This is a genomic window from Methylocystis sp., assembly GCF_051061225.1.
In the GTDB taxonomy this organism is placed as follows: domain Bacteria; phylum Pseudomonadota; class Alphaproteobacteria; order Rhizobiales; family Beijerinckiaceae; genus Methylocystis.
In genome coordinates, this window is sequence record NZ_JBPFEB010000086.1 from 1 (window position 1) to 23,308 (window position 23,308).

The 23,308-nt window shown below is 63.9% G+C and carries 33 protein-coding genes and 2 pseudogenes; 13 read left to right on the top strand and 22 right to left on the bottom strand.

Annotated elements, in window-relative coordinates:
- On the top strand, positions 1 to 199 hold a 199-nt coding region (locus ACR652_RS14985; protein WP_434507281.1), incomplete at its 5' end, for a hypothetical protein.
- Positions 200 to 296: 97 nt separating this feature from the next.
- On the opposite strand, the gene ACR652_RS14990 is transcribed toward ACR652_RS14985, so the two are convergent.
- From ACR652_RS14990 to ACR652_RS15025, 8 genes are all read right to left on the bottom strand, one after another.
- Complete coding sequence (locus ACR652_RS14990) at positions 297 to 914, bottom strand: hypothetical protein (RefSeq protein WP_434507282.1); 618 nt, start codon at positions 912 to 914, stop codon at positions 297 to 299.
- An 11-nt stretch (positions 915 to 925) separates the two neighbouring features.
- A complete protein-coding gene (locus ACR652_RS14995; protein ID WP_434507283.1) occupies positions 926 to 1,237 on the bottom strand; it encodes a hypothetical protein in 312 nt (103 codons plus the stop codon).
- Between the two features lie 315 nt (positions 1,238 to 1,552).
- Positions 1,553 to 1,924 (bottom strand): hypothetical protein, encoded by a 372-nt coding sequence (locus ACR652_RS15000; RefSeq protein ID WP_434507284.1) that lies wholly within the window; start codon positions 1,922 to 1,924, stop codon positions 1,553 to 1,555.
- Positions 1,925 to 2,203: 279 nt separating this feature from the next.
- Positions 2,204 to 2,365 (bottom strand): hypothetical protein, encoded by a 162-nt coding sequence (locus ACR652_RS15005; protein WP_434507285.1) that lies wholly within the window; start codon positions 2,363 to 2,365, stop codon positions 2,204 to 2,206.
- On the bottom strand, positions 2,362 to 2,580 hold the full coding sequence (locus ACR652_RS15010) for a hypothetical protein (RefSeq protein WP_434507286.1): 219 nt from the start codon (positions 2,578 to 2,580) through the stop codon (positions 2,362 to 2,364). The genes ACR652_RS15005 and ACR652_RS15010 overlap by 4 nt, the downstream gene beginning before the upstream one ends.
- Positions 2,573 to 2,806 carry a hypothetical protein gene (locus ACR652_RS15015; RefSeq protein WP_434507287.1) on the bottom strand — a complete coding sequence of 78 codons (234 nt, stop codon included), beginning with the start codon at positions 2,804 to 2,806 and terminating at the stop codon, positions 2,573 to 2,575. The genes ACR652_RS15010 and ACR652_RS15015 overlap by 8 nt, the downstream gene beginning before the upstream one ends.
- Positions 2,799 to 3,029 (bottom strand): hypothetical protein, encoded by a 231-nt coding sequence (locus tag ACR652_RS15020; RefSeq protein ID WP_434507288.1) that lies wholly within the window; start codon positions 3,027 to 3,029, stop codon positions 2,799 to 2,801. Before ACR652_RS15020 ends, ACR652_RS15015 begins: the two co-directional genes overlap by 8 nt.
- Positions 3,019 to 3,144 carry a hypothetical protein gene (locus ACR652_RS15025; RefSeq protein WP_434507289.1) on the bottom strand — a complete coding sequence of 42 codons (126 nt, stop codon included), beginning with the start codon at positions 3,142 to 3,144 and terminating at the stop codon, positions 3,019 to 3,021. Before ACR652_RS15025 ends, ACR652_RS15020 begins: the two co-directional genes overlap by 11 nt.
- Before the next feature lie 114 nt (positions 3,145 to 3,258).
- Here ACR652_RS15025 and ACR652_RS15030 point away from each other — a divergent pair, with 114 nt between their 5' ends.
- The 4 genes from ACR652_RS15030 (at position 3,259) to ACR652_RS15045 (ending at position 5,578) form a co-directional block, all read left to right on the top strand.
- Entirely contained in the window at positions 3,259 to 3,573 is a 315-nt protein-coding gene (locus tag ACR652_RS15030; protein ID WP_434507290.1) for a helix-turn-helix domain-containing protein, read from the top strand.
- 4 nt (positions 3,574 to 3,577) lie between these two features.
- Positions 3,578 to 3,811 carry a hypothetical protein gene (locus ACR652_RS15035; RefSeq protein WP_434507291.1) on the top strand — a complete coding sequence of 78 codons (234 nt, stop codon included), beginning with the start codon at positions 3,578 to 3,580 and terminating at the stop codon, positions 3,809 to 3,811.
- 172 nt (positions 3,812 to 3,983) lie between these two features.
- Positions 3,984 to 4,313 carry a hypothetical protein gene (locus ACR652_RS15040; RefSeq protein WP_434507292.1) on the top strand — a complete coding sequence of 110 codons (330 nt, stop codon included), beginning with the start codon at positions 3,984 to 3,986 and terminating at the stop codon, positions 4,311 to 4,313.
- A gap of 1,052 nt (positions 4,314 to 5,365) precedes the next feature.
- Positions 5,366 to 5,578: a hypothetical protein gene (locus tag ACR652_RS15045; RefSeq protein ID WP_434507293.1), complete on the top strand. Its 213-nt coding sequence runs from the start codon at positions 5,366 to 5,368 to the stop codon at positions 5,576 to 5,578.
- A 207-nt stretch (positions 5,579 to 5,785) separates the two neighbouring features.
- Here the strand turns inward: ACR652_RS15045 and ACR652_RS15050 are convergent, their stop codons facing one another.
- From ACR652_RS15050 to ACR652_RS15070, 5 genes are all read right to left on the bottom strand, one after another.
- Positions 5,786 to 6,043, bottom strand: a complete 258-nt coding sequence (locus tag ACR652_RS15050) for a hypothetical protein (protein ID WP_434507294.1) — start codon at positions 6,041 to 6,043, stop codon at positions 5,786 to 5,788.
- 10 nt (positions 6,044 to 6,053) lie between these two features.
- Complete coding sequence (locus tag ACR652_RS15055) at positions 6,054 to 6,527, bottom strand: hypothetical protein (RefSeq protein ID WP_434507295.1); 474 nt, start codon at positions 6,525 to 6,527, stop codon at positions 6,054 to 6,056.
- 215 nt (positions 6,528 to 6,742) lie between these two features.
- The gene (locus tag ACR652_RS15060) at positions 6,743 to 7,360 is read right to left on the bottom strand and encodes a hypothetical protein (protein WP_434507296.1); all 618 of its coding nucleotides are present in this window, start codon (positions 7,358 to 7,360) and stop codon (positions 6,743 to 6,745) included.
- Positions 7,353 to 7,982, bottom strand: a complete 630-nt coding sequence (locus ACR652_RS15065) for an HK97 family phage prohead protease (RefSeq protein ID WP_434507297.1) — start codon at positions 7,980 to 7,982, stop codon at positions 7,353 to 7,355. The genes ACR652_RS15060 and ACR652_RS15065 overlap by 8 nt, the downstream gene beginning before the upstream one ends.
- Positions 7,979 to 8,551, bottom strand: a complete 573-nt coding sequence (locus ACR652_RS15070; RefSeq protein ID WP_434507298.1) for a hypothetical protein — start codon at positions 8,549 to 8,551, stop codon at positions 7,979 to 7,981. Before ACR652_RS15070 ends, ACR652_RS15065 begins: the two co-directional genes overlap by 4 nt.
- Positions 8,552 to 8,727: 176 nt before the next feature.
- On the opposite strand from ACR652_RS15070, the gene ACR652_RS15075 reads away from it, so the two are divergent.
- Positions 8,728 to 9,261, top strand: coding sequence for a hypothetical protein (locus tag ACR652_RS15075; protein ID WP_434507299.1), 534 nt, complete (start codon positions 8,728 to 8,730; stop codon positions 9,259 to 9,261).
- Positions 9,262 to 9,379: 118 nt separating this feature from the next.
- Here ACR652_RS15075 and ACR652_RS15080 read toward each other — a convergent pair whose 3' ends face one another.
- From ACR652_RS15080 to ACR652_RS15100, 5 genes are all read right to left on the bottom strand, one after another.
- Complete coding sequence (locus ACR652_RS15080) at positions 9,380 to 10,525, bottom strand: AAA family ATPase (protein WP_434507300.1); 1,146 nt, start codon at positions 10,523 to 10,525, stop codon at positions 9,380 to 9,382.
- Positions 10,522 to 11,154 (bottom strand): hypothetical protein, encoded by a 633-nt coding sequence (locus tag ACR652_RS15085; RefSeq protein ID WP_434507301.1) that lies wholly within the window; start codon positions 11,152 to 11,154, stop codon positions 10,522 to 10,524. The genes ACR652_RS15080 and ACR652_RS15085 overlap by 4 nt, the downstream gene beginning before the upstream one ends.
- Positions 11,144 to 11,653, bottom strand: a complete 510-nt coding sequence (locus ACR652_RS15090) for a hypothetical protein (RefSeq protein WP_434507302.1) — start codon at positions 11,651 to 11,653, stop codon at positions 11,144 to 11,146. Before ACR652_RS15090 ends, ACR652_RS15085 begins: the two co-directional genes overlap by 11 nt.
- Positions 11,654 to 11,845: 192 nt before the next feature.
- Entirely contained in the window at positions 11,846 to 12,067 is a 222-nt protein-coding gene (locus ACR652_RS15095; protein WP_434507303.1) for a hypothetical protein, read from the bottom strand.
- 737 nt (positions 12,068 to 12,804) lie between these two features.
- Positions 12,805 to 14,094 carry a tyrosine-type recombinase/integrase gene (locus ACR652_RS15100; protein ID WP_434507304.1) on the bottom strand — a complete coding sequence of 430 codons (1,290 nt, stop codon included), beginning with the start codon at positions 14,092 to 14,094 and terminating at the stop codon, positions 12,805 to 12,807.
- 138 nt (positions 14,095 to 14,232) lie between these two features.
- Here ACR652_RS15100 and ACR652_RS15105 point away from each other — a divergent pair.
- From ACR652_RS15105 to ACR652_RS15115, 3 genes and pseudogenes are all read left to right on the top strand, one after another.
- A pseudogene (locus tag ACR652_RS15105) lies at positions 14,233 to 14,820 on the top strand (ComF family protein); the annotation flags it as partial.
- A gap of 49 nt (positions 14,821 to 14,869) precedes the next feature.
- Positions 14,870 to 15,136 carry a glutaredoxin 3 gene (gene grxC, locus ACR652_RS15110; RefSeq protein WP_434507305.1) on the top strand — a complete coding sequence of 89 codons (267 nt, stop codon included), beginning with the start codon at positions 14,870 to 14,872 and terminating at the stop codon, positions 15,134 to 15,136.
- A 2-nt stretch (positions 15,137 to 15,138) separates the two neighbouring features.
- Entirely contained in the window at positions 15,139 to 15,537 is a 399-nt protein-coding gene (locus ACR652_RS15115) for a DUF1178 family protein (protein WP_434507306.1), read from the top strand.
- A 15-nt stretch (positions 15,538 to 15,552) separates the two neighbouring features.
- On the opposite strand, the pseudogene ACR652_RS15120 reads toward ACR652_RS15115, so the two are convergent.
- The 4 genes and pseudogenes from ACR652_RS15120 to ACR652_RS15135 all read right to left on the bottom strand — a co-directional run bounded on the left by ACR652_RS15120 (position 15,553) and on the right by ACR652_RS15135 (position 19,571).
- Positions 15,553 to 16,107, bottom strand: a pseudogene (locus ACR652_RS15120) (DUF4142 domain-containing protein).
- Positions 16,108 to 16,169: 62 nt separating this feature from the next.
- Positions 16,170 to 16,763, bottom strand: a complete 594-nt coding sequence (locus tag ACR652_RS15125; protein WP_434507307.1) for a DUF1254 domain-containing protein — start codon at positions 16,761 to 16,763, stop codon at positions 16,170 to 16,172.
- Positions 16,754 to 17,341, bottom strand: a complete 588-nt coding sequence (locus ACR652_RS15130) for a DUF1214 domain-containing protein (RefSeq protein WP_434507308.1) — start codon at positions 17,339 to 17,341, stop codon at positions 16,754 to 16,756. Before ACR652_RS15130 ends, ACR652_RS15125 begins: the two co-directional genes overlap by 10 nt.
- 13 nt (positions 17,342 to 17,354) lie before the next feature.
- Complete coding sequence (locus tag ACR652_RS15135; protein WP_434507309.1) at positions 17,355 to 19,571, bottom strand: transglycosylase domain-containing protein; 2,217 nt, start codon at positions 19,569 to 19,571, stop codon at positions 17,355 to 17,357.
- 140 nt (positions 19,572 to 19,711) lie between these two features.
- Between ACR652_RS15135 and ACR652_RS15140 the strand changes: the two genes are divergently transcribed.
- From ACR652_RS15140 to ACR652_RS15155, 4 genes are all read left to right on the top strand, one after another.
- Positions 19,712 to 20,203, top strand: a complete 492-nt coding sequence (locus ACR652_RS15140) for a YcgN family cysteine cluster protein (protein ID WP_434507310.1) — start codon at positions 19,712 to 19,714, stop codon at positions 20,201 to 20,203.
- A 261-nt stretch (positions 20,204 to 20,464) separates the two neighbouring features.
- The gene (locus ACR652_RS15145) at positions 20,465 to 21,001 is read left to right on the top strand and encodes a hypothetical protein (protein WP_434507311.1); all 537 of its coding nucleotides are present in this window, start codon (positions 20,465 to 20,467) and stop codon (positions 20,999 to 21,001) included.
- Complete coding sequence (locus ACR652_RS15150) at positions 20,967 to 22,286, top strand: DNA-packaging protein (protein ID WP_434507312.1); 1,320 nt, start codon at positions 20,967 to 20,969, stop codon at positions 22,284 to 22,286. The genes ACR652_RS15145 and ACR652_RS15150 overlap by 35 nt, the downstream gene beginning before the upstream one ends.
- A gap of 42 nt (positions 22,287 to 22,328) precedes the next feature.
- On the top strand, positions 22,329 to 23,308 hold a 980-nt coding region (locus ACR652_RS15155; protein ID WP_434507313.1), incomplete at its 3' end, for a phage portal protein.

The following is a 23,308-nucleotide window of genomic DNA, read 5'->3' on the forward strand; positions in this document are numbered from 1 at the left end:
GAAGACGGCCGCTGACGTTGTGCTGCCGCCGATAATGGTCTCCCGGAAAACGATGGGCGATGTCGAGCACCTCTCGAAGACCCTCGCGCTCCCGCCGGATTGGATGCTTGCCCGCCTGCTCGAGGCCGTGGCCGCCGAGCCAAACGTCGCGGTCAATCTGCTGGACGGTGCGAAGGCACCAAAGACGCAGTCTGCATAACTTTTTCGCTCTTGGATGTCATGATCGTCCAGGCATACGAAACGCCCTGGCTCCGGGGTGCGATGCCAGGGCGCTTTCTACTTTTTAATCAGTGACGCTAGGCTGCTATACAGTCGTCACCGAGCCAATCCCCTTCGTTGTCGTTCCCGCATGATTTCTCTCCATTATGACAGCGCCGAGAGAATTCAAATCTTAGTTCCTCGCTCGGATCAAAAACGGTCTCGATCTTCAGGGACTGGAACCAACGGAAAAGTTGGGTTGCATCCTTAACCGCTTTTTTTGACGGCTTGGCCGGTGTCACCGGCTCGCTTAGCTCAAAGAACGCACTCGGGTCCTTCAAAAAGGATGCGAGATATGCAGCCATTCTGAAGTGCTTCTCGCTGGGTGCGGAGAGTGCCTTAACGCCGCTTTCACACCTAGAGAAATGCTCTGGCGTTAGGTCTAGAAACTCCGCGAGCGCTTTTGCCTTTACGCCGACAGCCTTGCGGATAAATCTTATTTCCTCGCCAGATAGTTTTCTCGTGTGCAGGACGCGTGAGCGTACCACAGCATTTATCAACCCAACGGTATCTTGGATGCAGACGGTCTGCTCTCCCGTCTGCTCGTTGATTCCGAACGTCACTCCATTGTGTAGAACAACCTTGAATGGCGCCCCCAATGTATCGACGCAATATGGCGCCTGAGCAGCAGGAACGCATTCTCGTTCTTGCTTCATCTCTAGCCTCCTCATAGGACTCTCTTCACGTTCCGCACGTCCACATCGTAAGTCTCCGAGACAACCACTATCTCGGCAACGATATATCCCCCATCCCCGTCGTAGCCCCTGACGATCCATAACGCCCCTGGCTCATCAAGTTTGTCAGCATACGTAACGACCCCATGCCTGAAGACGTTGCGAATATCGACAATCGAGACCGCCTCACGGCGAAACATCTCGGGCGTGAATTTGAAGCCGCCCTCACATGGCAAATAGGCGCTCGCGTATTCGCGGAGCCACTCGGTTTCAATCGACAATTCCTCAGCAACAGTGGCCTGCATTCCCAGCCTCCTAAAATCATATGAACACGTTAACAAATTCTTGATCCAAGATCAAGTGCGGCGTTATTCCGCCTCGACCCCGGTCATTTGGGCGGCGCATCTTCGCCGCCGCCCACGCCGTCGACAAGCAGCGCCCGAACGTCCACCCGAGCCCCAGACGCTGCCCGTCCCGATAGCGGAGCCAGGCGTCGGTCATAATCGCGGCGCGATCGTAGGTTGGGGCTGTCTGGGAACGTAGCGGCGGCCGAGCCTCGGGGATAAGGCTGTCCTTAGCTCGGCCGCCTCCGCCGTTGCTGCGTGATTTAGAATTCGTGCTCATGGCTCCTCCGACAAGCCCGGCGGCCATCTCGACGGGAAGCGCCAGCCCCCGCGCGAATCCATGGGCGGGCTCTTGCTTTTGGTCTCGCGCCAGTGCGCCGCCCATGCCCTCCCGGCGTCGCTGTCGGCGGCGATCCAGACGAGCGCCGCCTGCGGGGCCGCAGGACGGTCGGCCGCGTAGGCCCGCACGGCCTCGACGATCTGCCTGGCGGAGCGTTTCTCGACAGCCATCCGCTCGACCATGGCGACGAGCCCCTCCAGGGCGTCTCCGCGTGTGCGCGCATCATGCGCACGCGCCGCGCACGCGTGTTTTTCTGTTCCAGGATCTATGGGGATCATCACCTTGTCCCTTTCGGTTGCGAGAGCCATAGGTCGACCAGCCCCGGCGATGTCGCCGGGCGGGCCCATGGCGTCCGCGTCTTGCGCGTGAGCCCCCCTGCTGCGTGCGGCGCGCACGGGTCGGCGGCTACTTGCGACACATGCCGTTGTGTCGGTCTCCGAGGTTCCGCCTTTCGGTCTCCTCTGGCCCTGGGAGACGCCCCACAGTTGGGCCAAAATTCATCCCGCCGCTGCCGTCGTAAACCGACCAGCGGGAAAGGCCCTCCCGCGTGCGGGGAGCCGGTGAGTGCGATGGAAGGTGGCCCCCCGCTACGGCGGCTCCGGCTCTTCGTCGGCTCCGTCCTCGAGGTCAGCGTCGCCGTCGAGTTGATCGCAAAGGTCGATCAGGTTCTCGATCAGCGCCTCGATCCGCTGACGCGTGCCGCTGGGCACTTCAACGAAACAGCGGGAAGCAGGAGTTGCTGGGGTCACTGGTTCGCCTCCCGCTCAGCGCCGAGCTGCACATCCACTTGGTCATGCAGCTCCATGATGGCGTCGACGAGCATCTCGGACAGTCGATTGAGCGCCTTCCGTTCACCGGGCTCTGTCGAAGCGCTTCCACTGATTGCCATCTCCAAGGCACGGGCGTGATGCTGGAGCTGTGACAGCCTGTCGACGAGCTCGACGGTGGAGAGGGGCTCAGTCACGGCGACTTTCCTCCTCTTCCTTGCTGAGCGCGAGGTAGAGCTCGCCGATTTCGCAATGCGCTGCCGAGAGGACGCCCTCGAGCGCCTCGTGGTCATGCTCGGATATGGCTTGCTCGCGCTTCAGCCCAGAGAGGCAGAGTTCCGCGGCTCTTAGCCTCGACATCACGGTTTTCAGGCTGTCGACGACGAATGCCTTGTCGAGAGGCGGCCGGGATAACTCAGTCATGGCGCTCCCCCGTCTTTTCCGTCCGCAGGCGCTCGAACAGCTCTGCGGCCGCGTTCGCGGCGTCGTTCAAGAGGCGCACGATCCCGTCGCCGTGCTCGCCGAACGCGCCTTCGTGGCTGTGGGCCCGCTCGGCGAGATACGCGAGGCCGGCGAGGCGGTCGCGCTGGCGAAGCGCGAGGCAATATGTGGTCGGCGCCTCGCCTGTGGGGGTCTCAGCGGCCATGGCGCCCTCCCTTGATCGCGGCGACGGCGCGGGCGGTCTCGGCGGCCGTGAAGGCGAGCCACAAGGTGGCGAAGGGGGCGAGGGCGATAAGGGTGGTGGTTGTTTTCCAGGTCATGGGCATGGCTTTCCCGTTCACGGAAACTGGGGTTTCCGCGTTGGCGAGTGAGTGTTGGTTTGCTATGTTGCACTTATAGGTAATCAGCGCCCTGTTTGGCTGTCAACCCCTTAAGTGGCGCAAAACAGCTATAGGTGTAAATTGCTCGTCACGGGGGAACAGTTGCGAGGGGCTCGCGCCATGGTGAGGCTAGAGCAATCGGACCTGGCAAAAACGGCCGGTGTGTCGGTCGATACGATCAAGCGCCTCGAACGCACGCAGGGCGTCGTCTCTGCCAATCTGGCTACAGTGCACGCAATCGTCGCCGCCCTCGAGGCCGCAGGCGTGGTCTTCCTCGACGCTGGGGAAAGCGCAGACGGTGGGCCTGGTGTCCGGCTAAAGGCGGTCCAGGAGCCAGCACCCGACCTCGGCTCGGCGGACGGGCAATGACGCTATGGCCGAGCCGCTAAGCCCCAAGACAGTCATCGAAACGCTGCGGTCCGTGGGGATCTCGGAGGCGGAAATCGAATTCCGCCAACTAGACCATGGGTGGCGCATTCGCGCGCAAGGCGGCCTCGTTGTGCAGATGCGCCAAAGCGGCGAGCTCGTGATTTCGGGAAAAAATACTCACGCTGTGCGCAGGGCCCTCGGCCTGACCGGCCGTGGCAAGCTGAAGCCGCCGGCGTGATCTCGCGGTCGGCGCCGTCTTCCTCACCTAGGGGAAAAAAGGTCGCGACCGCCGCCGAGATGTGGTGAGCGCCTCTTGCCGTCCCCAAGCATTTTTTCGGAATCTGATCCGTAGTCAAAACCAACGTTCAGTTGTAATTCGACCAGTGAAATCCGAGACTAAGGGTTAGAACGTGATCGATAAAACCCAGCCCGGGCGCAAGCGGCGTTACGGCCCGAAGCTGAGGGCATTGCTTATTCAAGCAAGTATTGCGCTTCGGGCGCAGCTCGACGAGCTTGAGGCTGAGAATGCCGAGCTTAGACGACGCCTCGACGAGGCCATCGGCGTTCCTGTGCTGCCTTCGCTGCTCGAAAAGCTCTCGCCGGGAGCACGCATCGAGTTTGATAGGTGCCGGCGCGGCCTCAAAGGCGAAAGCGACGAAGAGAAGCTCGTTTCTCTGGTCGAGATGTTCCTGCGATCGAGCGCCCGCAACCGGGTCAGCGACGACTTTACTGCCGATTAGCACAGCGCGGCGGCTTCGTTGGATTCGTCCTTCGAGACCCGCGGCGGCCGCGCGGACGCTATCACAGTGCCGTAAACCAGCGACTACGTCAGATAGTCCGGCGAGCGGCTCAAGAAAAAGCCCGGCGCTGGGCCGGGCTAGGTCAGAAAGCTTTGGACGCCGGAATAACCGCCGGATTGAGGCTTTCGTTCCGCCCCACCGGCATGGGCAAAGGAATTACACGAAGAAAGCCCGAGGCCCCAACGCGGACTGTCGGGGCGCCAGGCAGAAGCTTCATGGTCTCTTATTGGCGCAGCGGGCGGCTACCGCCGCCGCGCACCTCAAGTTTATGAAAATCCCACTGCATAGATAGCTGTGGATTCCACCATCGTGGAAAACCACAATCGCCGTCTGACTGAGGGGATATAAGTGTCGACCGCGCGGCTGCTTCACGCCAAAGCATCCGCGTCGCCTGGCTTGAGACACGCAGGCGAGGGCTGGCGGCTCCGGCTCTTTCAGGAGTCGCCAGCCTTCCGCTATCTTCATCGGGACAAATTAAAGGCGCGGAGCCCGATTTAAGCTGGCGGCCAGAGCTGTTCGTCCCCGGCCCCCCGCCGCCAGCCACGCCTGTTAGCCATAAAAACGGGCGGCGCAGCGGGACTTCCAGTAACGCCACGCTCTCAGGAAGCTATCGCGCTCAATCAGGCTGACAAGCCCGTGACCGCTTTGGGGCTTACGGCCCAGGGCTCCAAAAAAGGGCCGCCAGCTCGCCTGTGCTCAAATTCAGGCGGCGCGGCGGAGGCTGGACGCTTCGGCGCGCGCGCGGGACCTTGCCAAGAGCAATGTGCGTCCATCCACTGCGACACTTGACCGCTGTGCCGCAAAGCTTGCTCGGCAGAGCTGGCGCCCTTATGAGCGCGCAACTAGGTCTCGACGACGGGTTCAACCGCAGAGACTAGGAAGGAAAGTGTGGTGGCAAGAAAGTTGCGACCGCCTCCTATTCCGGCTTTCATAGCCTTATCTCTCGATCAAGAGTCTTAAGCGCCACGGCATCGTGGGCGGGAGTCAATTGCGTGCTAGAATATCTTCAATCAGCGGAGCAACGAGCCATAGACGAAATCCGACAACTGCATCAGCTCGCGAAGGTGATTGCAGATCGCTTAGAGAGCACGCTACTTGAGCAGTTACCTGATGAAATCGTCCGTCTCCTCGGCATTCTTGAGGTAAGGCAAATAGAAATCGAAAACTCAAGATTTTGTGATCGCACTGACGAGCATGATCGCTAAATCCTGTGCAGCGGCGCGCCCAATGGTCAGGCGGTCCTTGCCGGTGGCTTCGGCGGTTGATTGTCAAAACGACAAATTGTCGGTTTGCCTTTTACCGCCTGTAAATTGGTTCCCGCGATCGCCACCATGCCCCGTCTCCGGGTGAAGCTCCTCATAAATCTCCTTCCGCCGCGCGACCGCCGCCGCCTGCTGCGCGATTTCACTAACTTACACTAGCGCCGCAATCTCTCTACCGAGAGCGGCCATAAGATCGTCGGGCAATTCCAGCACGGGGCGAGCGACGCCGCCGTGCGAATAGGCGGGAACGTCGACGCGCAGCCGGCCGGTCAGCTCTCTTCTCACCTCGAGGCCGTGAAGGCGGAGGGGAATGCGCCCAATCTCGATTTCAGCCGACGCGACGGCGAGCAAGCCGCCCTTGCCCACGTGCTCGATTGAGACAGTCAGGCGGCAGGGCGTGGTGCGCATGGGCCTGCAGTTACTCCGTCACGCCGAATTTCACGCATGTTTCATAGTCAGGCCAAAGGTCACGCGGTGGCAGGCCGAGTAGCGTGTCGTTGACAACGTTCGCCGCAGCGAGTCCTTCCTCAAAAGCAAACCGACGGATTTTTTCGACCGTCTCTTCGTCAACGCCCGCGTTCTTCGCGGCCCGCGCGGCGACATTCGGCACAAAGACAAACATCGAAGCGAGCGCGATCCTCGATCCTGCAACAACCGGGTTGTCTGGATCGTCCTTCGCTCCGCGCGACGACGCCTTACCGCGCAGCTCCCGTAAAATTGCGTGCGCCGCCTCGCCGGCTTTGCCGTCGATATTGGAAGCGATCCATTTAGCCGCGCTTTCGAAGTCTAATTGCCCGTCCGCGCGCTGTGGCATGCCAGCCGAAATGTATTGGCTCACCCTTCCAGGTGAAATCCCAAGTTTTTCAGAGAATTCACGCTTGCCGACGATCATGTAGTTTCTCCGCTTTTAGATCGTATAAAAATTTTTGTAGATCGGAACCACGGGGGGCTGCGTGCCGCAACGAGGGGGGGGCCCCTTTGGAAGGACCCGAGCCGGGGGGTGGCCACTCCTGACCCTCCTCGCCCTCCCGATGGTCGGCGGGCGGGGTGTCGTTGCTCGCCCCGCCCGCCCCGCGCACGTCTCCGCCGAAGGGACAGCGCGCGTTCCTATGCATCGCCAATCTTGAAAAGCCCCCGCCGCCCTCCGCCTTCGCAGAGCAGGTGCTCGGATTCAGCGGAAGGGACGCAGTACTCGACGAACTGGCGACCATCGTATTCAGCCCTCATCATCTCGAGCCGCAGACCGCGCTTGAGCGCGTCGGCGAGATGCTCGACGGAGCGCCACACGAGAGGAACGCGGAGAACTTGACGCGTCGTCCTATGCACGAGGCGGGTCCAAGCTTCAGGATTTCTGCCAGTTGCGTAGTGGGTGAGGGAGGCCATGTTTGCGATTATCCGGTCGTCTCCTTCACGGCCATGGTCGCCGGCGCCAATCATCATTTGAGCAATTGGTCCTGCTGCCGCGATGATCGCCTTCGGCAAAAAGAGCAGGTAATCGCCTTTGTCTGGCTTTGCCCATGTCTCGGGGCTGCCAACGCTGATGACTTCAATATCGTCGACAGAAACAGCGCGTTCGGCTCGAAATTCTCCCACGTAACCAGAGAGATGCAACCCGTCAGTAAATCGGCACTGCACGATGACGTCGCTATCAGCGCGGCCAAGCGCGAAGGCGACGGCCGCATGTGCCGCTTCATGAATGGCGATCGTATGCACGGGGTCAATCATGCGCACCCCCAGCGTTGGCGAGCAGCCGGTCGATGATTGCTTCCTGCTCGGCCTCGCGGGTGGCCATCGCTTCGCGGATCATGTCGGCGGCGGTCTGCGGTGCCGATCGGTAGGAATAGTCCGCGCTACGAATCTGGGCACCCGTATCTGCGGGTATCGGAACCGCGGAAATTTCGTGTGGCTCCCAATCGATCACGCGCCAGAGCGGCACCTGGCCCTTGCCGCGCGCGATCTTTTCAATGGCGTGGGTCAGATAGCCGACGCTGATATTGCGAATGATGCCGTCGCGTATCTTTGCGACGTTGTCAGCGTCGCGCGGAGCGGTTGAGAGCTTGATAGTCGCGATCCCTTGACCTTTCTCGATGCGGGCGGAGCCGGGCACAACGCTGCCAATCACGTCCTCCAGCGACCAGTTGGCATGCGTATTCAAGAACGGCGCGCCAGCGTTCAGCCTGTCCAGGCGGACTGACTTCGAGTTGACGACAAGCTCCTCGTCATAGGGCCCATCAATCCATGACTGACGCCGCACGATCGCTCCAGTCGTCCAAACGAGATCGACCGTGTTGTCGACTTCATTGAACGAAGACGCACGGACCTCGGCGCCCCGCCTACATAGGTTCATTGTTCGCCCCCATCAATCCGCACGCGCCTGGCGTCCTCGTGTTGGCGCGCAGACGCCAGCCGGCGGCCGAAATCAGCGATGAACTCTTCGCTGACGACGAACGGGTTTCCGTCGTGGAAATGGTTAGGCGAATGCCCGGCCCGTCGTGCGGCGGCGTCGAAACTTTCGTGCGCGTTTTTCAGCTTTTCGAGGGCGTCGACCGCACTCCCCATCGCCGCGTGAAAGGCGGAAGCAGCCGTGTGTCTCTCATCAAAAGCCACCCTCATTGCACGCTCGGCGACTTCCTTCTCCGCCGCCTGGAGGCGGGACTGCAAGAGGCGCTCGAGTTCATCGAGGCGCTCCAACCTGGCGTGATGGCGCTCGGCCGCCATGTCCGCCTTGATGAGGGTCTCTTCCGAAACAGAGGGGTCGACGAGCATGCCCTTCCTGCGAGCAGAATGCGTAGCAAGCTCGCCGTGAAGGCGGACACGCTCGCTCTCGACCGACTGGAGATCCTCAGCGATCGCCGCAATACGAGCCTCAGCCGTCTCGGCGTTGTCTGCACCCTTCAAAAAATCGAAGAATCCCATGGTTACTTGTCCTCTTTTCCGACGCCAGTCGCCGCGGCTTTCTTCGGCGCGACCATCTCAGCGACGCGATTGAGCAGAGTCTTGTTGAATTTCGCGCGGCCACTTTTGACCAGACGGTCCGCGACACTGTCCTCAAACGAGGCAATCTCTCCGGCTGCGTAAAGGCAGGGCCAGACTTGCGTGTTTTCGGTGAATTCGATGGCTTTCATCGGGCCTCCGCTGATTTACGCCAAGCATGGCAGGGCCGGCTTATTAAGTTCAAGCCCTGCGACTTAATATGTTTGGTCACGATGGCCCTCCGCGATGTTTTTCAGTTGCACATGGCCGATCGTCTTGCCGTTGTTCAGCACTGTGAGATTCCGAAATTCCGGATCGTCAGTGCGGCGGGCGACGTGCTCAATCCACGCCTCAGCCAGGCGTTTGCAGCGCCCGCTAAGCGCGCCGTGGCCGAAACGTGTTTCGAGCAGTTCCTGGATCAGGGCGTCTCGGCGATCAAGCCTCTTTGCACGAGCCGCGCGCAGGGCGGCGTCGATCGCGTCGCGGAGGATTTCGCGGCGGGCGTCGCCCATCTCCGTCGCCGCGGCATGGATGATTGCGATTGCGGCGGCGACATCGGCGTCTGCTGGCGGGAGGGCGGCGATGGCCTCGGCGAGGCGGGGGTCACAGGTCATCGGCGCGCCACTCCAGGCATTCCGCTATTGGGTGCGTGAGCGAGCGTGAGAAACCGTGAAATCTCACGAAATGTCACGCGCCCAAGGCGGGAGAAGACCGTGAGCGAGCGTGAAGGGGTTCTATAAGAACCCTCACGCATCTCACGCTCACGCAGGGTCAGGGCAGCCACAGGACGCGCCCCCCGTTCCGCTCCCCGGCTACCAGTCTTTTGGCGTCCAGGTTCTTCTTGATTGCTGAGTTGAAGGCTTGCCTCTGCCGATCGGCAAGCTTCTTGGCGGTGTCGCCTTCCTTCGGCTTCTCCGCGATGCGCGTGTAATAGCGTTCCCTAACAATCTCATCGGAGACAGCCCTTACCAGCGGTCCGGTTGGGAAGGGCCGGAAGGTCTCGCCAAGTTCGTCGATCGCCTGCGATGTGACTTCCATAAAAAGTCGCTGCGACGGCGGAACGACGGGTGCGCGGGCCTTTGGCGCGGCGTCGGTCGCATCTTCAACGCTGTCGACAACGAGAGTCGATATCTCGTCGCCGTCCTCGTCATGGCCAATCACTATGCGGTCCAGCCGGGCGATCAGCTTCACGTCTGACGTATCATCTTTGAGCTTGGCGAGGGTGAGAGTTGCTGCGATATCGCCTTCAACCCGTTCGCACAGGATCGCTGCGTCGAGGGCGCCCAAGAGCGATGAGTGGCCACGCATCCGGCGATCATCACCAAGGCCAGTATGGTGCACCACAAGCACGAGACAGTTGAAGCGCTCAGCTAGCGCGCCGGCATTCGCGACGAACGCGGTCATCCCCGCGCCGTTTTCGTCGTTTCCGCCGAGCGTCGCGGCGAGCGTGTCCAAGACGAGTAGGCCCGGGGCTACGCGCGCTGCGTCTATGGCCGAGACGAGGGCCGCAAGGTCGCCCTTCTCGGCGCCTAGGTTCGGCGCTGTGGGGATCATCATGAAAGGAACATCGTCGGGAAGGTTGGGGTGCGCGATCTGAAATCCGGCCTTGCGTTTCCGCAGCCCAGCCGCCGCCTCTGCCGCGATGATGACCACTGGCGCTTGGTGCACGCGCCGCCCCGCCCAATCCCAGCCGAGTGCTATCGACAAGCCGATGTGGGAGACGATGAAGCTTTTGAAGCTGCCTGGCTTTCCGAAGATCGCCGCGAGCCCAACACGCGGGAGAACGCGCTTGATGGCCCACTCTTCGCGCCCATCGAAGGCAATTTCAGACCACTGCTCGATCCGAAATCGCCTGTCGCTGGCGGGGCGCGACTTCGACTGCGGAGGGTTGTCGTCAAGAGGGGCCCAGTCTGTCATGCGGCCCTCCTGCGTTTTTCCCTCGGCGCCACGATCTGGGGGGTGACCGTCAATTCCTCGCGCAAACGCCTCCCGAATTCGTGATCCATGACGCCAAGCGTCACGCCATCGAGCCAGCGCGCGGCGCGCGCGGCGTCGATTATGAAAACACCTTCGCGGTCGGCGCGCAGCCAGGAGAGAACGCTTTCATGGGCAATGAGCGGTCCGTCGATCTGAGGGCGCGCGACGTTTTCCAGGCCGAGTGCCGGCACTGCACCGCGCCAGAGCGCGAGCTCGCCCCGTTCGAGGCCCCACGCCGCGATATCCACGACGTCGGCAAATTCGTCCCGCGCTGGGATGATCGCGGCGGGCGTCGACGGGTTTCCTGGAACGAACTTCGCGAGCTCGAACCGCGCGCCAGGGAAGAAAACGACGGGCTCGGCGGCGAGCGCGTCGAGATGGTCGCGGCCGTTGACGGCGCGCCCGCGCACGCCGAGGCGGTATAGCGCAGACCACGCACGCTCAACGCACACTATCGGCGCGCACGCAAGATATTCCAGTTCAATCTGGTTGAGCAGGCCGAGGCCGAGCGTGCGCGGGTCTATCGGCGGGCCATTGGGGACGCCTGTGAACGGGAGATCAGTGTCCATCTTCGCCTCCCGTAATGGCACCAATCCGGAGGAGGCCAGCGACGGCGATCAGCGCCGCCTCGGCGCGGCCGTCGTCTTTGACGCGGGCGAAGAGGTCGGCTTTATGCGGCCAGCGGCGGATGGCTTCTGCGCGCGCGGCGTCCTTGGTGCCGTCCCGGCCAGGGGGAATACCCACGGCGCGCTTCCACGTCTGCGGCGTGAGGAACGTAGCCGGGATGCCCGCCGCGCCGAGAGCACCCTCAATCACGCCGCGGGCGCGGCCGAACGCAAAAGCGCCAACGGGTCCCTCACCTGGCCGCGCGCCGACGAATTCAACGAAGGCGGCGCCTGCGTGAGATTTCCAAAGGATGCTCGCCAGGAGAGGCGCGTTCACTGCCTTGCGGCCGGCCGGGCCGTCGGCGAGTGTCGGCATGTCGGCAATATCGATCAGCTCGCCCGTGGGGGAAAGGATGGCGACGCCGCCGCGCGCTCCGATGTCGATTCCGAGGATGGATTTCATGCGCGGCCCTCCTCATGAGAGAGGCGGACCGGGGTGGCATCGCGCCAGCGCGCTAGACGTGCGGCGCAAAATTTGTGGAATTCTGGGAGGCTTTCGGTTATCTCGTGAGTGCCTTCCGTTGCGCGAGAAGAGCAGTCCCGAGCCCGGCCCGCCGCCCGCGAGGCCGGGTTCATCTTTTTGGGGGTCATAGGATCAGGCCGCCTTCCCGCCGTTCTTGGAGGAAAGGCGCTCGGGAAGCGTATGGACGCTCGCGGCGACAACGCGCACGCTGCGGCCAAAACTGACAGTCTCAATCAGCCCCAGTCGGCGCATATCCGCGAACTGCTGCTTGCCGATGCGGAGCGCGGAACGCGCCTCGTCAATCGTCATGAGGACCGGGGCGGCCTCACGGTTGGGAATTTTCAACGGGTTCATGGGTTCTCCCATCTGCGCCACTCGGCGCGTGACGGGAGGATCATGGCTACTGACGGAAGTGGCGTCAGTGCAGCAAAAGTATTGCCTTCTTACTGTTTAGAATCAGATACTTGTGCGAGACGATATCCTGAAGGCGTCTTCGACTCGCAAGACGGAATCGGGGGAGCAACTGGCGACGGTAAGGGACGTGATCCGATCGCCCGTTCGAATTGCGCCATGCTCAAATGCGGGTCGGCTCGCCAGATATCCCGCGAGCCTCTCGACAAGGTGTTTCGGCCAGCCGAGATAACTAAGCGCGAGACGGCCTATTCTGTGATCCGACGCATCCGGGCTCACAATCCCTTGAAGCCCAACGTAACTTTGCGCCAGCCAAAAAGTGTCCGCCTGGTCACGCGACTGCGACGCCTTTCGCTCGATTATCGCGAGGCGCCCGCGCCATTGCCGCAAACCGTCAGGAGCAAGTGCGCGCGTGCGCCAGACTTCTTCGCTGCTCTGGTCGTTCCCGGCCGTGTTCGAAAGGGAAAGCCTTTTGCGGCCGCGCCTCACGATCTCCGCTTCGGATTTGACGTTCCTGTCGCTCGTCAGCATGTCGCAAAACTTCACGAGCGCCGCGTCGATTTCTTCGCCCTGTTTGGTCATCCAGAACACGAGAGCGACGGCAAACCTGTCATCATCACTTACAAGCCTCGCCCTCGGCCTGCCGCCGTCGCCCTTGCGCGGACCGCGCTTGCCTTGCCTCATTTGCTCGCGCCTCCAGGCACACGGAAGGGAACGACTCCTTGTCCTTGTGGCGCCTCCCCGCAAATTTCTTTGAGCTTCGAATCCCATGCCTGGAGGGCGATCTGCTTCCTATCAAGCATGTCACTTTTTAGATAATGGCGACGCAAAACCGTCCCGCCTTTGTCGCCACTCTCGTGCCCGATCAAGGCGCCGATGACATCTCGGGAGACGCCCATTTCGTCAAGCTGAGAGGCAAACGTGCGGCGCAAATCATGCGAGCTGAAATGGGCAATGTGGATATGTTTTTGCTTTAGGCGCAGCCAGCTTGCTACGGCGACCGTATTGAGCGGTCCACCGCGTTCGCTTAGGAATAATGGACCTCGAAAAACTTCTAGCCGATTTGCGATTATGTCGCGCGCCGTTCCGACGAGTGGCGTGGCACGCGGCTGGCCATTTTTCGAGCGCGCCGCCGGCAATATCCAGAGTGACCCGTCTGCTTCGATTTCGTCGGAGCACATTCCGGCGATCTCCCCGACGCGCGCGCCGAGCAGGAGTTGCAGTTTCAAGACGACCGGATGTGTTCCGGATGTCTGCTTGTCGAGCCAAGCGACCAGCTCCCGTATCTCTGCGGATGAAAGGGTCCGATCGCGTGGCGTCCCTGGGTCGTATGTCGGGAGGCCGGCCGTAGGATCTGCGTCGATTAAATCCTTTGCGAGCGCCCACTTAAACATGGTCCCAATCGCCTGCCGGCGCTGTTGTGCCTCCCGCCGGCGCCCGCTGTCAGCGACGTCGTCAAGCATCTCGCCGTAATCGCGTTTCCGGGTATCCTCGATCTTCTGTCCGAGGATAGGCTCAAGGGCGCGCCGGAGCCGGCGCGCCGTTTCCTCGCCGGTGCGGAGCCGCCCGCGAAGACGCGCCGCCGTGTATTTGTCGATCAAGGCCCCGACGGTCAGGGCACTTTCAGATTCTACCCTGTCTGCGATCTCGTCTTTGAGGAGATTGCGCCCGGCGCGCGCCGCCATTCCAACCTCATGGGCGCGGTCGCGCAGCGCCTGGAGGCTTTTGCCATCCCGGCCATCCCCATAGCGGAAAGTGCCGATCGGCCCCGAGACGCCCGCTTTGCTGCCTTTGACCCTAAATGCCACATAAGCGGTAATGGCCCCATCCTCCGCGACGCGGAATGAGAGGCCACGGGTTGTCGAATCCTTCACCTTGAACGGCTCGGCCGCAGGTTTGAGCGACTCCAGGTATCTCTGGGTGATTGCCTTTGTTGCGACGGTTCTACCGCCGCCGCCCTTCGAAGCCATCGCAACACCATCGCAACAAATTGCCGCCCATTGGACAAACCGTGACGGTAGCCTGACGGAATTTAAACCCATGAATTCGCATAAGCAACAAGGCCGAGACGGACATCTGACGGGATAGGACGGCGGGATAAAAAAGGGCTGGGAACGCCTTTCGAACGCGATCTGAATCAGCCCGGGCTGATCTCCCCCGAGGCGGCCGCCCATCCGCCGGTCTTCGCCCGCGCCCGCGCGGTTGCCCGCTATGACAGCGACAAGGCGCGCTCGCTCGCCCACCGGCTGAAATATCACGACCGGATGGAGCTGGCCGGTCCGATGGGCCGGTGGATGGCGCGCGCCGGCGCGGATCTTCTGGCCGACGCCGACCGCCTCGTCCCCATCCCCCTGCACAGGCTGCGGCTGACCGCCCGCCGCTTCAATCAGTCCGCGGAGCTTGCCTATGTCATCTCCCGGGCGTGCGGCGCGCCGGTGGAGACGCTGGCGCTCATGCGCGTCAAGGCCACGGCGCCTCAGGTGGGCCTGTCCCGCGCCCAGCGCGCGGCCAATCTCTCGGGCGCGTTCCGGGTCGATCCGGCGCGCGCGAGCCTGCTCGAGGGGCGGCGCGTGGTCCTCATCGACGACGTGCTGACGACGGGCGCCACGGCCAACGCCGCCGCCCGCGCCCTTCTCAAGGCAGGGGCGACGCAGGTCGATCTGCTCGTGTTCGCCCGGGCCGTGACAAGCGGATGACGACAGGGGTATAAGCGGCGCAACAACTTGCCATCCAGTCGAGACGTCAATGGCGCGAGTGGAAATCTACACGACCCCGACCTGCCCTTATTGCATCGCCGCCAAGACGCTGCTGGCCCAGAAGGGCGCGGCCTTCGAGGAGATCAGCGTGGCGGGCGATCCGGAGGGACGCCGCGCCATGACGGCCCGCGCCGGCGGCCGGTCGACCGTGCCGCAGATTTTCATCGACGGCCGGCACATCGGCGGCTGTGACGATCTTTATGCGCTCGACGGCGAAGGCGGCCTCGATCCGCTGCTCGCCACGACGGGAGCCTGACAATGATCCATTACGCCCTCGTCTGCGACGCGGGACACGATTTCGACGGCTGGTTCCGCGACAGCGCCGCCTTCGAAGGGCAATCGTCACAGCGTCTCGTGTCCTGCCCCTTCTGTTCGTCGACGAATGTTACGAGGGCGGTGATGGCGCCTCACGTCGCGCGCGGCGGAGGCGAGGACGAGGCCACGAAGCTGCGGAGCATGATCCGCCAACTGCGCGACAATGTCGTCGCAGGGACCGAAGACGTCGGCGAGCGCTTCCCGGAGGAGGCCCGCGCGATCGAGGAGGGCGACGCGACGCGGCGTCCGATCCGCGGCCGCGCCACCTTCGAGGAGGCGAAGGCGCTCCTCGAAGATGGCATAGAGATCCTGCCGATTCCAGAACTCCCAGGCGAAAGCTGAAGCGCTGCCGGCGGCCTACATCATGCCGGGCGGCTCTCGCAGCGCCTGCGCGCGGTCGAGATGCTGTTGCAGCGTGGCGAGCGACTTCTTCGCCCAGCTCTTCAACTCCGCAAGGTCGCCGTTATTGGCGTAGGTCTGGAACAGCCGGATCGCCGCTTAATGCCCCTCGACCTGCTGGTCGCGGAAGGTGCGCTCCATTTGCTGGCCGCTGGCGGAGGTCAGCTCCTGAAGCTTTTTGGCATGGTCGGCGTCCAGCGTGGTGGGCAATTCGAGATCCTCACGCCCGGCGATCGCGGCCAGCTCGTCGCTCATCCGCCCATGATCGCGCTGGATGGCCATTGCGTAATCGTGGACCACATGATCTTTGACCTTGGGCTCGACGACGCGGCCGGACTGAATTTCGAAACTGTTGACGTTCCATGCCTGCTGCGCGAATTGCAGGGCGCTCATGCGCGCGCCCTGCCCGGCGGCGGGCGGCTGCGTCGTGGCGGCGGGCGGCGTGACCGCCTGCTGGGCGGCCGATTGCAGCGTGAGGGCGAGCAGAACGCTTGCAGCGATTGCGAGTCTCATGGCCTTGCTCCGCGCCCCGCCATGAAACCCGAGGCCAATCCGCTGGTTCCTCGCGGAACCGGTCAATCCTTCGGCGGATCGAAGCGCGCGCAGTTCACCGACGCCAACCGCTCCCGGGCGCGCGCCTGATCCGTCGTGCGCTTGGCGAAAGCGCGGACCAGCACAAAGCCGCGCTTGGTCGGCGAGGTGAGACGAACTTCCTGCGGCGGCGCTTCGTCGGAGGCGCTCTGAAGCGCGTCCATCTGCTTTTCGTCGCCGATGACGATGTCGATCTTGCCCTTGATCGCCGCGCGGTCGGTGACGGCGTGATAGAGGCGGCCGCCGCCGGAGTGAAAGGACAGCGCCAGAAAATCCTCGCCGTCAGCCGGCATGGCGACGCGCAGCAAACCTTTCGAGAGATCGTAGACGCAAACGCCCTCGGCGAAGGCGGGGTCCTCGAACGGCAGGGGCTCGGCGCCCGGCGCCGCCGGGGGCAACATGACGAACCTCCCGCTCGGCTGGTCGCCGACCACCTGCAAGACCCGCGCGTAAGCCGTGCGCGGCGCCACCGCCGGCATGAGCAGCACCGACACGACATGCACGATTCCGGCGATCAGCAGCGTCGTCGCCGCCCAGGGCAGATAATCGAAGAAACGGTCCGGAAGGGTCAGGCGCACTGGATTTTCACAATCTTTGGAAAGCCGTTCGGATCGGGCCGCTCGTCGGTGTCGAGCGGCGTGTCGTAGAGACGCAGCAACAGGACGAATCTGCGCGCCTCGCCCGGCGAGAGCCAATTGCCGGCGCGGGCGTTGCGCGCAACGGAGATGGTGAACGCCCCGCCCTCGCGCCGCAGCACGTCGACGGACGAAAAACCGAAGCGGCCGGTGGGATTGTCGATCAGGCGGCCATCCGGCGCCGCCATGGAAAGCGTCCAGTACCGCGCGGCCGGAATCGGATCGACGATGGCGTATTCGCAGGCGCCGTCGAGCGTCTCGCCCGCGGAGTCCGCCGTCGCCAGGAAGACGAGTCCCTGATCGCGCCCCAGCGGCGCCTCGCCGGAGCGGGCCAGCACGGCGCGCGCATAAGGATCGGCGTTGGGGCCGCCGATGCTGGGCCACGCCGTCCAGGGACCGGCCCGCAATGGATTGAAGCCATAGCCGGAATTCAGCAGGATCAGCGTGGCCAGCAGACCAAGCCCCAAGCCGCCCAGCATGGCGCCGCCCGCGCGAAGATATTTTGCGTAAGGGCGCGTCACGCGTCGAATCCCCTCATTGCACGGCTCCAACGGCGGGGACGCCGCTTCCGCGCGATTCCGCGACGGTCGCGGGCGCGAGCATGCTCTGCTTGCCGCCGCCGGCGGCCCTGGCCTTCTTCTCGATCGATTCCAGCGCCTGCACGGCGCCCTTTGTGAGCGTCGCCGGACGCTGCGGTCCGCCGAGCTCCAGCGTCTTCACCGCCCCGGCGTTCGCGGCGGCGACCTCCGGCTTCGCCTCGGGCTTCAGTCCGACGATGGGCTTCAGCGGAACGCCCTGATGCGCATAGGCCATGACGTCGTGCCAGGTGCCCGCCGGCAATGTGCCGCCCGTCATGTTGTTCATGGGCTCATTGTCGTCGTTGCCATACCAGACGCAGCCGCCCATCGTGCCGCTGTAGCCGCAGAACCAGGCGTCCTTGTAACCGTTGGTGGTGCCGGTCTTGCCGATGACGTCGATGCCCTCGCCGAGAATGGCGCGGCGGGCGGTGCCCTCCTCCACGACCTTCTTCATCATGGTCGCGAGATCAACGACCTTGTCGAGCGGCAACACCTGCTTCTGGGGCGGCGCGTCGCGGTCGTGGCGATAGAGAAGATCGCCCTGCCGGTTGCGGATTTCCACCGCCGCATAGGGAATGGTGCGCTTGCCGCCATTCACGAAGGAGGAATAGGCGGCGGAATGTTCGAGCAGGATCACGTCGCTCTGGCCGATGGGCAAAGACGGCGTGTCCTCGAGCGGGGTGGAGATGCCGAGCTTGCGACAGGTCTCGATGATCTTGGCGCGGCCCTCGCGCGCATTGCCGTTGCCGATGGCGATCGACAACTGGATCGCCACGGTGTTGAGCGATTTCGCGAGCGCCATGGCGAGCGGCAGCGAGCCGGCGTAGCCGCCGCTGTAATTGTGGACGCAGTAATTGCCGATGCAGGTGGGCCGGTCGGTGACGATGGTCGTCGGCTTGAATTTGCCGGTCATCAACGCCGTCAGATAGACATAGGGCTTGAAGGACGAGCCCGGCTGGCGCGAGCCGTCGGTGGCGCGGTTGAACTGGCTCGCGCCGTAATCGCGCCCGCCGACGATGGCGCGCACGGCGCCGTCCGGCTCCATCACCACCATCGCCGACTGCTTGACGTGATAGGCGCGGCCCTGCTCCCGCAGGTTCCGCTCGATCACCTCCTCGGTATGCTTCTGCACATTGGAGTCGAGCGAGGTGCGCACGGTCAGCACGCGATTGTCGCCCAGCTTGCCGCTCGCCGTCAGCTTGCGGATTTCGCCATAGGCGTAATCGAGGAACCAGTCGGGACTGTCGTCGCGCTGGCGATCCACCGGCGTCGCCGGGCTGCGCTGCGCGGCGATGATCTGGCTCTCGCTCATGAAGCCCGCGTCGACCAGATTATTGAGCACGTCATTGGCGCGGGCGCGGGCGGCCGGGAGATTGTTGTGCGGGGCGTATTTGGTCGGCGCCTTGAAGAGACCCGCGAGCATGGCGGCTTCCGCGAGGGTGACGTCCTTGACCGACTTGCCGAAATAGAATTCGGCCGCCGCCTGGATGCCGAAGGCCCCGCCGCCCATGTAGACACGGTCGAGGTAGAGCTGGAGGATCTCGCGCTTGGTGAGATGATGCTCCAGCCACAGCGCCAGAAACGCCTCGTTGATCTTGCGCGTGATGGTGCGCTCGTTCGACAGGAACAGATTCTTGGCGAGCTGCTGCGTGATGGAGGAGCCGCCCTGCACGACGCCGGATGACCGCGCATTGACGGTGAGCGCCCGCAACGTGCCGATGACGTCGATGCCGAAATGCTCGTAAAAGCGGCGATCCTCGGTCGCGAGCACCGCCTTGACGAGATAGTCCGGATATTCCTCGAGCGGCACGGAGTCGTCATGCTTGATGCCGCGCTGGCCGACCTCGTTCCCGTAGCGGTCGAGGAAGGTGACGGCGAGGTCGCTCTGCTTGAGCCAGTCGCCTTCGCTGGTCATCTGGAAGGCCGAACCCGCCAGCGCGACCATGACGATCAGGCCGCCGAGCCCGAGCGTCAGCGCCTCGCAGGACAGCTCCACAGCGACACGGGAGAAGCCCGAGACATGGAACCGCGCCATGAAGGCGGAGAAATTCTCGTACATCTCGCGCGAGCGCCGGCCGCTGTCGAACAGGCTCGAATCGATGAGCGCGTCGGTTGACAGCAGAATGCGCCTGATGCGCTTGACGAATGGCGAGGACCAGAAACGCTCGAACAAGGCTTGTGAACTCCCCGGCCGCCGGACGAACGCCCGGCCCGCAAGTTTAGCACCATATAAACCAACTTGACGACGCCCCGCGAGCCGCGCATTGCCGATATGGTTTCCGCCGGCCGGCGGGACAGGCGTGTGGGACAAAAATGGCTGGTAAAAAAGGCGAAAGCGGCGCGACGGCGCCCTTTTGGGAAAAGCCGCTCTCGGAGCTGACCCGGGCGCAATGGGAAAAACTCTGCGACGGCTGCGGACGCTGCTGCCTGGTCAAGCTCGAGGACGAGGACACCGGGGCGATCCACCACACGAGCATCGCCTGCAAGCTGCTCGATCAGGAGAGCTGCCAGTGCGGCGACTACAAGAACCGTCGCGACCATGTGCCGGACTGCATCCGGCTGACGCTGACGAAATTGCAGACCATCCCCTGGCTGCCGCCCACCTGCGCCTATGTGCTGCGCAACGAGGGCAAACCCCTGCCCCCCTGGCACCCGCTGATCTCCGGCGATCCCGACAGCGTCCACCGCGCCGACGTCTCCGTGCGGGGGAAAGTCGAGGCGACCGAGGAAGAGGTGGACGACGAGGATACGCCGGAGTTCATCCGCGCCTGGCCGAAACGCTGGCCGAGGAAGGCGCGATATTGAGGGGGTCCGGCGACTCCTCGCGAGCCGGCCGGGAAGGCGACCGACAGGACTATTTTCCATATTATAGGATTTTATTCTTGACAGCGTGACGCTGCCGGGCTAGAACAAGCACATGCTCCACTATTGCGCCCGAGCGGCGCGGTGGGGCTGCTTCTCCTCACCTCCCCCCTTGGCGCGCTTCCGCCTCTCCCCGCGAGAGACGGCGGCGCGCCGCCCTTTTGGGGCCAGCCTCTTCCGCAACCGGAGGGGATGCGAGCTGTCATGCAGAAAAAGACATCGCCGCCCTCGCGGCAAAAGATCGAACAGGCGCGCCTGCTCTATGACGCCGGGGCGCCGATCACCGAAATTCTCGCGCTGCTCGCCATGACCGCCGGACGGTTCCGACGGTTCCGGGAAGCCAACGACTGGCCGCTGCGCGCCTCCGCCTGCCCCCGCAAGGCTGATCCGCCGGAAGCGGCGTCGGCTCCTCCCCCGGCGCCGCGCGCCACACCCGACCATGGCCGCCTCATTGCGCGGCTCGAAGACGCCGTCGAGCGGGAATTCGCCCGCGCCGAAACGGCGCTGGAAAAACACGCGCCGAAGACGATCGAAAGCAGCGCCCGCGCGCTGGCGACGCTCGTGAAGGCGCTCGCCGAACTCAAACGCCTGCGGCGCGACGCCGATTTCAGGGAGGACGCCACGCGCGACGATGACGACGCCAACGACGAGAGCCGCGAGCCGCCCCGCGAATTGGCCGAACTCCGCGCGGAGCTTGCTCGACGGCTTGAACGACTGCGCGGCGACAGGCCGGCTGAATGAGGCGCTCGAGCCATTCTCCGCGCGCGAACTGTCACGGCTTCTCGCCGACTGGGAGTTCGTCGCGCGCAAGGATCAATGGCCGCCCCATCTCGCCGCCAGCGGCGAGCCCTGGCGCATCTGGCTCATTCTGGGCGGACGCGGCGCGGGCAAGACACGCGCCGGCGCCGAATGGGTGAAGGGCCTCGCCACGGGGCGCTCCCAATTCGCCGCGCGGCCGGTCGGCCGCATCGCCCTCATCGGCGAAACCGCCGCCGACGTGCGGGACGTGATGATCGAGGGCGTCTCCGGCGTCCTCTCGGTGCATGGCCGCCGCGAGCGGCCGCGCTGGGAAAGCTCGCGCCGCCGGCTGCTTTGGGACTCCGGCGCCATGGCGCAAGCCTTTTCGGCCGAAGACCCCGAAAGCCTGCGCGGCCCGCAATTCGACGCCGCCTGGTGCGACGAACTCGCCAAATGGCGCTACGCCAGGGAGACATGGGACATGCTGCAATTTGGCCTGCGTCTCGGCGACTGGCCGCGACAGCTCGTGACCACGACGCCCCGCCCGACGCCTCTGCTCAAGGAGCTGCTCGCCCATCCGGCGACGGCTCTCACACGCGCGTTGACCCGAGAAAACGCGGCCAATCTGGCGCCCTCCTTTCTCGAAGCCATGATTGCGCAATATGCCGGAACGCGGCTCGGCCGGCAGGAGCTGGATGGAGAAATGGTCGAGGAGCGCAAGGACGCCTTGTGGACGCGCGGGATGATCGAAAGCCTGCGCGTGAAGGAGGCGCCGCCCCTGTCGCGCATCGTCGTCGCAATCGACCCGCCGGCAAGCTCCGGCAAGCGCGCCGACAATTGCGGCATCGTCGCCTGCGGCGCCGACGCCTCGGGATGCGTCCATGTGCTCGAGGACGCGACGCTCTCCGCCGCGCGTCCGGCGCAATGGGCGCGCGCGGCGATCGCGCTCTATCACAGGCTCTCGGCGGACGCCCTCGTCGCTGAAGTTAATCAGGGCGGCGAAATGGTGCGCGCCGTGCTGAATGAAGCCGATCCCGCCGCGCCCGTCACCATGGTTCGCGCCACACGCGGCAAATATCTGCGCGCCGCGCCCGTCGCGCAACTCTATGAACAGGGGCGCGTGAAACATGTCGGCGCCTTTCCGGCGCTCGAAGACGAAATGTGCGACTTCGGCCTCGATGGCCTTTCCTCCGGCCGCTCCCCCGATCGTCTCGACGCGCTCGTCTGGGCGATCGCCGCGCTGGCGCTGACGCCGAAAGCGCCCGAGCCGCGCATGCGGCGCATGTAAGTCCGCCTGCTTTCCTCGCCTCTTCTCTTTCCGGGCTCTCTCATGACATCTCTTTTCTCGCGCCTCTTCGGCGCGGCGGCGCCGTCGCGCGAAGTGAAATATTCGCGCGCGGCGAAACTCCTCGCCATGCACGCCATCGGCCAGCCGCGCTGGACCTCGCGCAACAGCGCCGCCATGACGCGCGAAGGCTATGAGCGCAACGCGGTCGGTCATCGCTGCGTGCGCATGGTGGCCGAGGCCGCCGCCTCCGTGCCCTGGTTGGTTTACGAAGGCCGCGAGGAAATTCCCGACCATCCGCTGCTCTCCCTGGTCGAGCGTCCCAACCCGCTGGACACGAGCGTTTCCTTTATCGAGGCGATTTGCGCCAATCTGCTGCTTTACGGAAACGCCTATATCGAGTCCGTTCTGCTCGACGGGCAATTGCGCGAACTCTACGCGCTGCGGCCCGACCGGATGCGCGTCGAACCCGGCCGCAACGGCTGGCCCGCCGCCTTCATCTATCGCGCGCAGGGCGACGAAATCCGTTACGACATGCAGGGCGAGGGCGTCGAGCCGATCCTGCATATTCGCCTGTTTCATCCGCTCGACGATTATTACGGCTTCGCGCCGCTCGCCGCCGCGCAGGTGGCGCTCGACACCCATAACGCCGCGAGCTTCTGGAACAAGGCGCTGCTCGACAATTCCGCCCGCCCCTCCGGCGCGCTGGTCTATTCCGGCCCCGACGGCGCGCATCTCTCCGACGAACAATTCACCCGCCTCAAGCAGGAACTGGAGGAAAACTTCTCGGGCGCCGACAACGCCGGCCGCCCGCTGCTGCTCGAAGGCGGACTCGACTGGCGCGCGCTGTCGCTCTCGCCGAAAGACATGGACTTCGCGGAATCGAAGGCGAACGCCGCGCGCGAGATCGCGCTCGCCTTCGGCGTGCCGCCGCTGCTGCTGGGCCTGCCGGGCGACAATACTTTCGCCAATTACTCCGAAGCCAATCGCGCCTTCTGGCGCCAGACGGTGCTGCCGCTCGTCAC